Source organism: Streptomyces sp. NBC_01520 (assembly GCF_045040375.1).
GTDB lineage: Bacteria > Actinomycetota > Actinomycetes > Streptomycetales > Streptomycetaceae > Streptomyces.
Window position 1 is genome coordinate 7,021,972 of the sequence record NZ_CP109404.1, and the last position, 12,395, is coordinate 7,034,366.

Here is a 12,395-nt window from a genome sequence, read left to right on the forward strand (position 1 = left end):
GACACGAACCCGAAAGGTGATCACACATGTCCACATGCACCCCGCCCGCCCTGACCACCACGACCCCCGCCGACCGGCCCCGCGCCTCCCAACTCGACGTGGCCGACGGCCTGATGGCCCTGCTGCGCGACACCACCACGGAACCACGTCCCGACATGCAGCTGGAGGCCCTGACGCTCGCGGTGGCCGCCGACCTGCCCGTACTCCTGTGGGGTGAGCCCGGCATCGGCAAGACCGCGGCCCTCACGCAGCTCGCCGTGTCCCTGGACCTCCCGCTGACCACGGTCATCGCCAGCGTGCACGAGCCGTCCGACTTCTCCGGCCTGCCCGTCATCGGCGACGACCCGGCCGGGAACGGTGTCCCGATGGCCCCGCCGGACTGGGCGGTACGCCTCGTCCGGGCCGGCCGGGGGCTGCTGTTCCTGGACGAACTGTCCACCGCGCCGCCCGCCGTCCAGGCCGCCCTGCTCCGCCTCGTCCTCGAACGGCGGATCGGCACCCTGCAACTCCCGCCCGGGGTCCGCATCGTGGCCGCCGCCAACCCGCGCTCCTCGGCCGCCGACGGATGGGAACTCAGCCCGCCGCTGGCCAACCGGTTCGTCCACCTGAAGTGGATCCACGACCACGAGGTCGTGGTGCGCGGCCTCGGCGGGACGTGGCCCCGGGCCACCCTGCCGCGGCTCGATCCCGGGAAGCTTCCCGAGGCAGTGGACTTCGCCCGCCGCGCCGTGTGCGGGCTCCTCGCCGCCCGGCCCAAACTCGTGCACCAGATGCCCAGCAGCGAGACGCGCCGCGGCGGCCCCTGGCCGTCGCCCCGGAGCTGGGACATGACCCTGTGCCTGATCGCCTTCGCGACCGCCGCCGGTTCCTCCCGGGAAGTGCTGTCCCTCCTGGTCAGGGGCACGGTGGGGGACGGCCCGGGACTGGAACTGCTGGCGAGCCTCGACCGGTTGGACCTCCCGGACCCCGAGACGCTGCTCGCCGACCCGGCCGGTGCGGTCCTCCCCGAACGCGGGGACCTGCGCCAGGCCGTCCTCGACGGGGTGGTCGCGGCGGTCCGCAACCGCCCGGACAAATCCCGCTGGGACGCGGCATGGGCCCTGCTCGTCCGGGCGCTGGACACCGGAGCCCCGGACCTCGTGGTCGTCCCCGCGACCACACTCGCCTCCCTGCGCCAGGAGGACTGGGACGTTCCGGAATCGATCGAACGGCTCGCCGGAGCGGTCTCCCTGTCCCGGCGGGCGGACCGGGCCGCCGACCGGGCGGTGTCCCGGACCAAGGCCGGTGCCGGGGCGGGCCGATGACCACGGCCGACCCGGGGGCACTGGACCTCGACAAGCTCTACGCCGCCCGGCTGCACGCCGCCCGGGTCCGCCCCTACCTGGCGACGGCGCTGTTCGCCCTGCACGTGGTGGATTCGCGACGGGTGCCGACGATGGCCGTCGACCGGCACTGGCGGTGCTACGTCTCGCCCACGTTCGTGGCGGGGACCTCGGAGGAGGAACTGGCCGGGGTGTGGGTGCACGAGGTGTCCCACCTGCTGCGCGACCATCACGGGCGCAGCGACCGGGTCGCGCGGGAGCGCGGGCTGACCGGCGCGGGGGAGCGGCTGCGGATGAACATCGCCGCCGACTGCGAGATCAACGACGACGTGTTCGGCGACGGACTGGTCGGCCCCGACGACGCCGTCGACCCGGAGTCCCTGGGGCTGCCCGGCGGGCTGCTCATGGAGGAGTACCTGAGCCGGTTCCGGCTCGGCCCGCACACGCAGGGCCTCGTCTGGCTGGACTGCGGGAGCGGCGCCGACGGGCTGGAACGGGGGTGGGACCTGGGAGCGGACGGTGCGTACGGGCTCAGCGCGCAGGAGCGTGACGCGGTGCGGTTCCGGGTGGCGCAGGGCATCACCGGCCGTCCGGGGAACGCCCCGGAAGGGTGGCAGCGCTGGGCGGACGAGGCCTTCCACCCGCCGCAGCCGTGGCGCGACCTGCTGGGCGCGGCGGTCCGCTCGGCGGCCTCCGGCGCGGGCGCGGGCCAGGACTACACGTACGGCCGCCCGTCCAGACGTTCGGCGTCCCTGCCCGGCATCGTCCTGCCCAGCCTCCGGCGCAGGCCGCCCCGGGTCTCCGTGGTCATCGACACCTCCGGATCGGTCAGCGACACAGAACTGGGCAGTGCCCTCCTCGAGGTCGCCGCGATCTCCCGTGCCGTGGGCGGCCGCCGCGACCTGGTCAGTGTCCTGTGCTGCGACGCCTCGGCCGGGGTCGTGCACCCGCTGTGCCGGGCGGAGGGAATCCCGCTGGTCGGCGGCGGGGGAACGGATCTGCGTACGGGATTCGCCAAGGCGCTCCGGACGCAGCCCCGGCCGGACGTCATCGTGGTCCTGACCGACGGGCAGACGCCCTGGCCGAGCGCCCAGCCGGCCTGCCGGACGGTGGTCGGCCTGTTTCCCCGGCACGGGGGCGGCTCGATGGACGAGGACGATCCCGACTACGTCCCGGACTCACCACCGCCGTGGGCCCGCGTGGTCGAGATCGGATAGAGCACGCGCCCGGGTGGGCGGTTCGAAGCGGAGCACCCCGGACGCGGGCACCGAAAGCCGGCCTTCCGGACACCCGTGGGAACAATGGGGTGGCGCACCCGGACCATGATCGGGCAGGCTCCTGTGCATGGTCTCGGTGGTGCAGAACGTGGCGATCGACTGTGCGGATGCCTATGAACTGGCCCGGTTCTGGAGCGAGGCGACCGGGTGCCCGCCGGACCCGGAGGCCGAACCGGGCGATCACGAGACGCAGGTGACGCTTCCCGAGGGCCCGGCGCTGTACTTCAACCAGGTCCCGGAGCCGAAGACGATCAAGAACCGCATCCATCTGTGCCTGCGCCCGGAGACCTCGCGCGAGGAGGAGGTCGAACGGCTGCTGAGCCTGGGTGCGGTCCTCGTCGCCGATCGCCGGGAACCCGACGGCGCAGGCTGGGCCGTCCTCGCGGACCCCGAGGGCAACGAGTTCTGCGTACTCCGCAGCGAGTCCGACCGCGCCGCGACAGCTCCTCAGGCCCGCCCCGTCACCTTCCTGACCAGCTTGGAAAGGCCGGAGGGGCGGCTGCCGGGCGGGGCCCCGTCGAGCGCCTTCCGCAGCTGGGCGAAGTGGTCCTTGCGGGTCCGGTCCAGGTATTCGTCCGAGGTCAGCGGCTCGGCGATCTTCCAGGCGCGGCGGTGGTCGCCGTCGTAGTGGGCGACGTAGGCCTTGGCGAGCTCGATCACGGCCTTGAACGGGATCCCGTCGGTGTGGTCCCGGTCGACGACGTCCTGGACCGCCGACATCAGCTTCAGCTTCTTGTCCGTGGTGTAGGAGTCCTCGGCTATGGCCCGCAGCACGTGCTGCGGGATGGGCTTGACCACCTCGAAGGCGAGCGTGGAGCGGATGGGCGGCCCGGCGATCTCGATGTACGGCAGCAGCAGACCGGTGCTGTAGTGCAGCCACGGCAGCCGGGGGCTGGCGAAGTCCTGGTGCAGCAGCACGGATCCCGGCTCCAGGCGGGGCAGGAAGCGCTCGGCCACACAGCGGAAGACCCGCGCCGTCTTCGCGATGTCGACGTGCAGGAACTCGATGGGGCTGTGGTCCTCGGGGTCGGACGTGTTCCAGAGGTCACCTGGGTGCAGTTCGATGAAGTCGATGAACGGCTTCAGCTTTTCCTTGAAGTCGTCGAGGAAGGAGTTGCTGTCCGCGGGAGCGACGCCGGCGGAGAAGAACTTCTCCGAGGCGAAGGTGCCCTTCCCGACCCGGAAGAAGTCGTAGGCGTGCAGCTTGTTGAGCTCCTTGTCGAAGTCCGGGTTCTCCGACAGGCCGAGTGCGAACGCGTACGTCGATCCGCCGCCGCCCGACCCCAGCTCGATCGCCTTGCCCTCCCCGGTCAGCCGATGGCGTCCCAGCAGGTAGAGGAAGCGCAGTTCCCACGCACTCACCTGGGAGTAGGGGATCGCGTCCGGGAGTTCGACGTCGTCGAGCTGGAGGTAGAGCTTGCTGAGGGGCGTCACGGGTACCTCGCGGAATCGTCGGGTGGACGGGTCGAGGTTAACGTCGTGCGCCGGAGATCCGTCCGCGAAAACCGGCGGTGAATTCGAGGATTTCCCCGGCCGACACGCGCCCGCCGAACACTGTTGGGCCGACGTTCCCTTTCCGGAACCGCGCCCCTCCGGCTGTGCGGGCGCGACGCCAGGACGGTCGTTCCCGGGCTGCCGTTCCCATGGCGCGGGGCCCGGGCGCGGGACGCGGGTGTGGGCGGGTCCGCAGGGTTCCTCGCCGACCCGCCCACGTACGCGAGAGGGTCCCGCCACGCGCCGTTGCGGCAGCGTGGCGGGACCCTCCTGTGCGGCGGACCGGCCCGACTAGTCGGTGCCGAACTCCATCGCGGCGCGGTCCAGCATCTCGTCGTCGTCCTCGGTCCTGCCGCGCGAGGCGATGACCTCGGCGCCGCCCTCCGGCATCGCCCCGATCAGGGCCGTCGGTTCGGCCGGGGCCGCACCGAGGAGCGCCGCGTGGGCGTTGCCCACGATGCCGAGACCGGCGTACTGCTCCAGCTTGGCGCGGGAGTCGGCGATGTCGAGGTTACGCATGGTGAGCTGGCCGATCCGGTCGACCGGGCCGAACGCCGAGTTGTCGGTGCGCTCCATGGACAGCTTGTCCGGGTGGTAGCTGAACGCCGGGCCGACGGTGTTCATGACCGAGTAGTCCTCGCCGCGCCGCAGCCGCAGGGTCACCTCGCCGGTGACCGCCGCGCCCACCCAGCGCTGCAGCGACTCACGGACCATCAGGGCCTGCGGGTCGAGCCAGCGGCCCTCGTACATGAGGCGACCGAGACGCCGGCCCTCGTTGTGGTACTGCGCGACCGTGTCCTCGTTGTGGATCGCGTTGACCAGACGCTCGTACGCGGCGTGCAGCAGCGCCATGCCGGGGGCCTCGTAGATACCGCGGCTCTTGGCCTCGATGATCCGGTTCTCGATCTGGTCGGACATGCCCAGGCCGTGACGGCCGCCGATGGCGTTCGCCTCCATCACCAGGTCGACCGGGCCGGCGAACTCCTTGCCGTTGATCGTCACCGGGCGGCCCTGCTCGAAGCCGATCGTGACGTCCTCGGTGGCGATCTCCACCGAGGGGTCCCAGAACCGCACGCCCATGATCGGGTCGACGGTCTCGACACCGGTGTCGAGGTGTTCCAGGGTCTTGGCCTCGTGGGTGGCGCCCCAGATGTTGGCGTCGGTGGAGTAGGCCTTCTCGGTGCTGTCGCGGTAGGGGAGGTCGTGGGCCAGCAGCCACTCCGACATCTCCTTGCGGCCACCGAGCTCGGTGACGAAGTCCGCGTCGAGCCACGGCTTGTAGATCCGCAGGTGCGGGTTGGCGAGCAGGCCGTAGCGGTAGAACCGCTCGATGTCGTTGCCCTTGAACGTGGAGCCGTCGCCCCAGATCTGCACGTCGTCCTCGAGCATCGCCCGGACCAGCAGGGTGCCGGTGACGGCACGGCCCAGCGGCGTCGTGTTGAAGTACGCGCGCCCGCCCGAGCGGATGTGGAACGCGCCGCACGTGAGTGCGGCCAGGCCCTCCTCGACCAGTGCCGCGCGGCAGTCGACCAGGCGCGCGATCTCGGCGCCGTAGGCCGTCGCACGGCCGGGCACCGACGCGATGTCGGGCTCGTCGTACTGGCCGATGTCGGCGGTGTAGGTGCACGGGACGGCACCCTTGTCGCGCATCCACGCGACCGCGACGGAGGTGTCGAGTCCGCCGGAGAAGGCGATGCCGACGCGCTCGCCGGCGGGCAGGGAGGTGAGAACCTTAGACATAGGAAGAGTATGCGTCATTTCGCATGATCATGCAATGTTGGTCGGTGTACGCGCGGAATCAGGGGCCGGCCCGCGGCGGAAGCGGTCAGGGAGAGGACTGCCGGGGCAGGCCCGCCACCGCCCACTTCGCCCGGGTGGGTGCGGGCCGGGGGGCCGCCGCCCCGGTGGCCACGACGACGGCGGGTCAGCGGCGGTGCCGTACCTGTTCCTGATCGAGTACGCCGCTCCGCGGTTCCTCCTCCCCGTCTACGCGCTGCTCGCCGTACCCGTGGCCGAAAGCGTGATCCACCTGTTCACACGGGCGACGGAGCGGGCGGGGGAGACCCGGCGGCCCGTCGGCGTCACGCTGCTGGCCCTGGTCCTGGCCGGACACTTCGCCGTCCAGCTCCAGGTCCTCGCGGGTGTCCGCCGGCAGCCACTCCATGAGCGCCGACTACGCGGCCGTCGCCGGTGCGCTGAACCGGCTCGGGGTGCGTCCGCCGTGCGTGGTCAGCGGGAAGCAGGCCGTCCCCATCGCGTACTGCGCAGGCTGCTCCTCGCGGCAGACCGGCGGGCACGACGCGAGCACCACCCCGGAAGGGATCAGGGCCGCCGCCCGCCGGACACCGGTGGCCGTCCTCGTGACCGGCCGTGCGGAGCCGCCCGACTACGCGCGTGCCTGGCGCTCCGTACCCCTGCTGTGCACACGGGGCTCCGGGCCCTACCGAGGGCTTCCGTCTTCGGATACGGCCCGGTCGCGGGTGTCGGACCCCGGGGCTCCCGCACCCAGCTTCTCCTCGATCCACCCGACGCCGAAGCGCACGACCTCGTCGGCCTCGAACAGATAGCTGGTGGCCGCGCCGACGCTGCCCCGGCGGCCGATGCCGGCGGCCAGCATGTCCTCGGCGATGGCCTCGAACGGATCCTGCCCCTCGGGCACGACGGAGGAGTAGTCGAAGGCCCCGTGCTCCGAGTCGATGTCACGGAACCGCCGCCAGACCCGCTGTCCGTCCACGCGGATCGGCTGCTCGTAGTCCACGAACCGCTTGCCCGGCGCCACGGCCAGCGCCTCGGCGTGGTGCAGGAGCGTGAGGGTGTCCAGGGGGGCGCCCAGAAGAAGGACCCGGCCGCCCAGGGCGACCAGCTTCGCCAACGGGCTGCCGGGGCCGTGCGGATCGTCCCAGGGGTGGTCCGCCGTCAGGAACCGGGCGGCGATACCGTGAGCCGCGAAACTGGCGTCGGGATGGCGGCTGCGGACGGCGCCCGGCAGGCGGCGCAGTGCTTCCGGCAGACGGCCGAAGCTGTGGTCCGCCTCGCTCAGCTCGGGGTCGTACGCGGGATGCTCGGCGCGCACGGCGTCCTGCCACGCCTGCGGCCAGTCGGTGAAGTCGCAGGGCGGGGCGTCGTTCCAGCCGCAGGTCACCATCAGCGTCCCGTGCTTCCCGACGACGTCGTCGAGCGCGTCGATGACCGTCCTGGGGCCGCCTGCCACGTATCCGACGGCGGACATCCGCGTATGGAACATCACGACGTCGCCCTCCTCCAGCCCGAGCGCGGTCAGGTCCCGGACGAGCCGGCTGACGGTGACGGGGCCGTGCGCGCGCCGGAGTGAGGCCACATCGTCCATGGACGCAAGATATCCGTCACCCGGGAAACGCGGGACGACGGACGCTATGATCGATCTGTGACTACCGGGTCGGCCTTGAGCCATGCACGAGAGAGGCGCCCGGCCCTGGCATGACCGCACGGCGGGCCCGAGGCCCGCCCGATCTCCGAGTCGTACCGTCCGGTGCCCTGTGCGGCACCGTCCCAACGGAATCCAAGACCCGGAGAGTTGCCACAGATGCGGAACGAACAGACCCTCGACGAGGGCGTCACCACCGTCCAGCTGAACCACCACGCCGTGTACGCCTCGGACCGGTACCTGTCGGCCGAGTTCCTGGCCGCGGTCCTGGGCCTGGAGGTGGGCGCGCCGTTCGGCCCCTTCCTGCCCGTCGACCTCGGCAACGGCGTGACGCTCGACTACTACGAGAAGCGGGACGAGCCCGTCCAGGCGCAGCACTACGCGTTCCTCGTGCCCGACGCGCAGTTCGACGCCATGATCGGCCGTCTGCGGACGCTCGACGTCACCTACTACGCGGACCCCAACCACACGGAACCCGGTCGGATCAACGGGCTCTTCGGCGGTCGTGGCGTGTACTTCGACGACCCGGACGGCCACAACATGGAGATCATGACCCGGCCCTACATCCGGCCGTAGGAGCCAAGGCCCGGATATGGGGCCGGGCAGGCTCAGCAGGCCATGGAGCGGACCATTTCGTGCGCATCCCGGCGCAGGGCGGACGCCCACTCGTCCTGCGCCGGGGTGTGGGGCCGGGCAGGGCCGTCGTGGCAGGCGGGGTTCCGGGTGAAGTCGGCGCATTCCCAGTCCACTTCGATGCCGGTCCGCTCCGCGAGAGCCAGTGCCGTGGCGACGAGACCGTCGGACAGTGCGCGCATGACGCGGTGGCCGGTGTCGCGGTGCCACCGCAGCAGGGCGTGCACGAACGCGGCGAAGGCGTCGGGGTCCACCTGGTACTCGTCCGCCTGCTGGGGTCCGATGCCGGACGGCAGACCCAACTCGGCTTCGTAGACGGCGAGGTGACCCAGGAACAGCCGGGAGGCCCCGTTCGACGGGTTCCACAGCGTCCGGTCGCCCATCTTGAAGTACTGGCTCACGCGTCGCCCTCCTGCCGGCTGTGGCCGACAGCGTAGTCGGCAGGAGGGGCGCGGTGCCGGGGTCAGCTCGGCTGGTCGCCGGTGTAGCGGTAGATGCCGCCCGCGGAGTTGACGCACCACACGGTGCCGTCGGCGGCGGCGCCGATGTCCACAGCGGCGCCGGGGATGCCGGTCCAGGGGTTGGAGTCGTGGTTGGTGTAGCGGTAGATCTGGTCGGCGGAGTTGATTCCCCACACGGTGGTCCTCGAACCTGCGGTGATGCGGGTCAGCCCGCCGGTGACCCCCACCCAGTCGGTCGAGCCCTGGTCTCCGGTGTAGCGGAAGATGGCGCCGGCGGAGTTCACGTGCCACACGGTGCCGTCGGCGGCCACGCCGATGTCGACCGCCTTGCCCGGGATTCCGATCCACGGGTTCGCGTCGTGGCCGGTGTAACGGTAGATCTGGCCCAGGGAGTTGATTCCCCACACATGCGTCCGCGACCCCACCGAGATGCGGGTCAGCCCGCCGGCGACGCTCACCCAGTCGGTCGAGCCCTGGTCTCCGGTGTAGCGGAAGATGGCGCCGGCGGAGTTCACGTGCCACACGGTGCCGTCGGCGGCCACGCCGATGTCGACCGCCTTGCCCGGGATTCCGATCCACGGGTTCGCGTCGTGGCCGGTGTAACGGTAGATCTGGCCCAGGGAGTTGATTCCCCACACGTGCGTCCGCGACCCCACCGAGATCGTGGTCAGTCCGCCGGGGATGTTCTTCCAGTCAGCCATGTCTGTGCCCTTCGTCCTGGGGTGTGGTGCTCAGGTACGTTCCGAGCATCAGGGCAAGCCGTATGGATGCATAGGCTGATGGGACGTTAAAATGACCTGTAAATCGCCGTTTGTTCACCCATTTTCCCAGGGGATATCGGCGGAGGACGGTTCATACCGGTCCCGGAAGTCCGAAAATGCCGTAACCCACAAGAAGACCTCCCAGGTGCCGGATTGACAATCGGCATGTGCGGCAGTCGGGGGATCGCCCGGTTCTGCCGGAGCGTGCCCCGGGGACCGCTCAGTTCTGCCGGAACGTGCTTGGAGTCACTCCGGTCGTCCGCCGGAAGGCCGCGCCGAACGCGCTCGCCGACCGGTAGCCAGCCGACCTGCTCCGCCACGCTCTCGATGTCCCAGCCCCGCGAGAGCAGGGTGACCGCGTGTTGAGCGCGCACCGCCGCCACCCGGCGTGCGAAGCCCGCCCCCGGCTCCCTGTGGAACGCCCGGGTGATCGTGCGGGTGCTCACCCCGAGCGCGGAGGCCCAGTCGGTCAGCGTCCGCAGGTTGCCCGGGTCCGCGCGTACCGCCTCGGCGATCGGGCACAGCAGTGCGGAGGGCGGGCACCTGGACGAGCAGTTCGCGCGGCGACGGCCGGAGCACGTCGAGCACCAGCACCTCGGTCGCCGCGCGCTGGGCGGCGGGAAGACCGGATTCACCCAGCCGTTCCAGCAGCAGCCGCAGCAGTGGCGTGATCCCGACGGCCGCGGGCGTGTCGGATATCGACGCCGTGGTGCGGAAGCCGAAGAAACTCGCACGGAACCAGGTGCCCGCCGCGGCCGAGTCGGAATGCAGTGTGCCCGCGGGCACCCACAGCCCCAGCGAAGGACCGTCCACACCCGGGCACCGACCACCGCGGAGGTGGCGCCGCGCTCGTTCCACAACAGCTCATGGAAGGGGTGTGAGTGGTCGCCCCGGACGATGTCGTGCGGGACGACCTCGTCGTACCCCTTGATCACGAAGGTCGTGTCCGTCGAACCGGGTGCCAGAGCCGGCAGAGTCCTGGTCTCCCCGGTCATGGGCGTGGGTCGACGGTGCGGGGTAGGGGGCGCGTTCCCTCACCCTACTAGCCCCGCAGACGGGGCAATCAGGGCCAGATGTGCGTATGACGACCCCGTACCGATGCCCCGCCGCGCGGTCCGTGCCCTACCGTCCGGATGCCACCACCGGGTAGTGGTCGGAGAGGTTCGTGTAGGTGTAGTCCGTACCCCAGCTGGTCACCGTCCAGGGGGCGCTCTCCTCCTTGACCACCTCGTTGGTCCACCCGGACGGCTTCACGTGCCCGGCGCGGTGCAGCACGTGGTCGAGGTTCTCGCGGGGGTCGTCGGGGTAGCGCTCGGCCGCGATCGAGTTGTCCCGGGTGTCGAAGGAGTACGGGTGTCCGGTACGGGCGTCGGCGTCCGCCAGTCCGGCATCGGCGAGCATCGACGCGTACTCGGAGGAGTGCGAGTCGACGTTGAAGTCGCCCGCCACGACGACCTGTTCGGACGCGGGAATGTTCTTCGCGTCGAGGAAGGCGTCGATCTGCCGGAACTGCAGGCTGCGCTTCTGGGCGGCCTCACCCGCACCGCACCCGGGATCGGTCGACTGCGCGTGCGTTCCCACGACGTGCACCCGGGCGCCGTTCACGTTCAGTTCGGCGTAGGCGAAACCCTTGTTGGACCACCAGTCGCTGCCGCAGGCGTCCTTGTAGACGTGCTGCTCCTTGCGGACGATCGGCCACTTGCTGAGCACGGCGCACCCCCGTCCTCCGGTGTCGTCGCCGAGTAGGAGCCCCCCGTCGCGTCCCAGCCGCTCTTGCTCCGGCCCACCACCGGGGTGCGGTACGGGTACTGGCCTGCGGCGTTCCGCATCAGCGCGTCCGAGGCCGCGTTGTCGAAGGCCTCCTGGAGCACGACGACGTCGTTGCCCCGGAAGAAGTCCTCCCCGGGTATGGCCGCGGCCCGGTGGTCCTGCCCCCAGTTCGGATAGAGGGTCTTGCTGAAGATGAACGCGTTGTACGTGAGGACGCGCAGCGACGGGGGCCCGGCCGGGGCCTCCGCGGCGTGCGCCGCCGGCGCGGCCGCGGTGAGGGCGGTGAGGGCGGCCAGAGCCAGGGTCGCGCCGGAGGCGCGGCGGATCGCGGTGTGCAGCACGGGTTCTCCTGCTGTGGGGTGGGGGGTCGAGCTGGTGACGCCCATCAAAGCAGGAGGAGTTACCCATGGGTAGACATCGGATGCCGGGAGTACGACGGGCAGTTGTAGCGACGCCGGACGTGTGGAGCGCGAGCCGCGCGGCTGCCCGGCGCACGGGGCGCCGGCCTGTCGGCCCGCCGGTTCAGCGGAGCGTCGCGTACACGATGAGGTTGTCGACGGGGTGCCCATCGGCGTCGAACGAACCGTCGCACGTGACGAGCCGGAGCACCCGCTCGCTCGTCGACCCGTAGACCTTCTCCGTCGGGAAGGAGTTCTTGCTCACCGTCTCGGTGTCCGTGACGGTGAAGTGGGCCCGTTCGCCGCTCCCGCCGAGGACGGTGATGACCGCCCCCTTGGTGATCTTCTTCAGGTCGTGGAAGACGGCCTTTCCCAACCGGGTGTCGTTGTGACCGATGAGCACGGCGGCCCCGGGCTCACCGGGAACGGCCCCGCCCGCGTACCAGCCCGCCGTCATGCCCTTCTCCGCGGGCGGCACTTCCACGGTGCCGTCCGCGTTGAGTCCCAGCCGCATCAGCTCGCTGGTCACGCCGATCGACGGGATGGTGACCTGCGTGGGCGCCGGTGCCTTCAGACGTTCCCCGGATTCCCCGGACTCCTCGACGGTCGAGCCCGGCGCCTGGACTGCGGCGGAGGGCTCCGCCGCACCGGACGACGAACAGCCGGCGAGCGGCACCAGGAAAAGCGAGACGGCGGCCGACGCTATGACGGTCCGCCGGAAGGCGCGTGCGGTACGGGACATGATGGCTCCGGGCGTAGGGGCTCTGGGCGTACGGAGGTGCGTACGGGCTTGGGGCTCTGGCCGTACGGAGGTGTGTACGGGCTTGGGGCGTCGGGCCTACGGAAAGTGGCGCCGCCCCGTCGTGCGGAGCGGCG

10 protein-coding genes and 3 pseudogenes are annotated in these 12,395 nt (G+C 71.1%); 4 read left to right on the forward strand and 9 right to left on the reverse strand.

Annotation, left to right across the window (positions count from 1 at the left end; genetic code table 11):
* Window positions 1–26: 26 nt before the first annotated feature.
* From OG524_RS31650 to OG524_RS31660, 3 genes and pseudogenes are all read left to right on the forward strand, one after another.
* Complete coding sequence (locus tag OG524_RS31650) at window positions 27–1,304, forward strand: AAA family ATPase (RefSeq protein ID WP_405387149.1); 1,278 nt, start codon at window positions 27–29, stop codon at window positions 1,302–1,304.
* Window positions 1,301–2,539, forward strand: coding sequence for a DUF2201 family putative metallopeptidase (locus tag OG524_RS31655; RefSeq protein WP_405387147.1), 1,239 nt, complete (start codon window positions 1,301–1,303; stop codon window positions 2,537–2,539). Before OG524_RS31650 ends, OG524_RS31655 begins: the two co-directional genes overlap by 4 nt.
* 127 nt (window positions 2,540–2,666) lie before the next feature.
* A pseudogene (locus OG524_RS31660) lies at window positions 2,667–3,041 on the forward strand (VOC family protein); the annotation flags it as partial.
* A 5-nt stretch (window positions 3,042–3,046) separates the two neighbouring features.
* Here OG524_RS31660 and OG524_RS31665 read toward each other — a convergent pair.
* The 4 genes from OG524_RS31665 to aac(3) all read right to left on the reverse strand — a co-directional run bounded on the left by OG524_RS31665 (window position 3,047) and on the right by aac(3) (window position 7,439).
* On the reverse strand, window positions 3,047–4,033 hold the full coding sequence (locus tag OG524_RS31665; protein ID WP_405812125.1) for a hypothetical protein: 987 nt from the start codon (window positions 4,031–4,033) through the stop codon (window positions 3,047–3,049).
* A gap of 351 nt (window positions 4,034–4,384) precedes the next feature.
* The gene (gene argG / locus OG524_RS31670; protein WP_405812126.1) at window positions 4,385–5,833 is read right to left on the reverse strand and encodes an argininosuccinate synthase; all 1,449 of its coding nucleotides are present in this window, start codon (window positions 5,831–5,833) and stop codon (window positions 4,385–4,387) included.
* Window positions 5,834–6,017: 184 nt separating this feature from the next.
* Window positions 6,018–6,257, reverse strand: a complete 240-nt coding sequence (locus OG524_RS31675; protein WP_405387141.1) for a hypothetical protein — start codon at window positions 6,255–6,257, stop codon at window positions 6,018–6,020.
* Between the two features lie 276 nt (window positions 6,258–6,533).
* Window positions 6,534–7,439: an aminoglycoside 3-N-acetyltransferase gene (aac(3), locus tag OG524_RS31680; protein WP_405812127.1), complete on the reverse strand. Its 906-nt coding sequence runs from the start codon at window positions 7,437–7,439 to the stop codon at window positions 6,534–6,536.
* 216 nt (window positions 7,440–7,655) lie between these two features.
* Here aac(3) and OG524_RS31685 point away from each other — a divergent pair, with 216 nt between their 5' ends.
* Window positions 7,656–8,072, forward strand: coding sequence for a VOC family protein (locus tag OG524_RS31685; RefSeq protein ID WP_405812128.1), 417 nt, complete (start codon window positions 7,656–7,658; stop codon window positions 8,070–8,072).
* Between the two features lie 32 nt (window positions 8,073–8,104).
* On the opposite strand, the gene OG524_RS31690 is transcribed toward OG524_RS31685, so the two are convergent.
* The 5 genes and pseudogenes from OG524_RS31690 to OG524_RS31710 form a co-directional block, all read right to left on the reverse strand.
* Window positions 8,105–8,530, reverse strand: coding sequence for a DUF6086 family protein (locus OG524_RS31690; protein WP_405812129.1), 426 nt, complete (start codon window positions 8,528–8,530; stop codon window positions 8,105–8,107).
* 62 nt (window positions 8,531–8,592) lie between these two features.
* Window positions 8,593–9,291, reverse strand: coding sequence for a tectonin domain-containing protein (locus OG524_RS31695; RefSeq protein ID WP_405387133.1), 699 nt, complete (start codon window positions 9,289–9,291; stop codon window positions 8,593–8,595).
* 280 nt (window positions 9,292–9,571) lie between these two features.
* Window positions 9,572–10,346, reverse strand: a pseudogene (locus OG524_RS31700) (AraC family transcriptional regulator).
* 127 nt (window positions 10,347–10,473) lie between these two features.
* Window positions 10,474–11,507, reverse strand: a pseudogene (gene sph / locus OG524_RS31705) (sphingomyelin phosphodiesterase).
* A gap of 136 nt (window positions 11,508–11,643) precedes the next feature.
* The gene (locus OG524_RS31710; RefSeq protein WP_405812130.1) at window positions 11,644–12,261 is read right to left on the reverse strand and encodes a class F sortase; all 618 of its coding nucleotides are present in this window, start codon (window positions 12,259–12,261) and stop codon (window positions 11,644–11,646) included.
* Window positions 12,262–12,395: the final 134 nt, after the last annotated feature.

Coding starts and splice junctions, on each gene's coding strand:
- OG524_RS31650 (WP_405387149.1), top strand. CDS start 27: ATGTCCACATGCACCCCGCCCGCCCTGACCACCACGACCCCCGCCGAC.
- OG524_RS31655 (WP_405387147.1), top strand. CDS start 1,301: ATGACCACGGCCGACCCGGGGGCACTGGACCTCGACAAGCTCTACGCC.
- argG (WP_405812126.1), bottom strand. CDS start 5,833: ATGTCTAAGGTTCTCACCTCCCTGCCCGCCGGCGAGCGCGTCGGCATC.
- OG524_RS31675 (WP_405387141.1), bottom strand. CDS start 6,257: ATGGAGTGGCTGCCGGCGGACACCCGCGAGGACCTGGAGCTGGACGGC.
- OG524_RS31685 (WP_405812128.1), top strand. CDS start 7,656: ATGCGGAACGAACAGACCCTCGACGAGGGCGTCACCACCGTCCAGCTG.
- OG524_RS31695 (WP_405387133.1), bottom strand. CDS start 9,291: ATGGCTGACTGGAAGAACATCCCCGGCGGACTGACCACGATCTCGGTG.
- OG524_RS31710 (WP_405812130.1), bottom strand. CDS start 12,261: ATGTCCCGTACCGCACGCGCCTTCCGGCGGACCGTCATAGCGTCGGCC.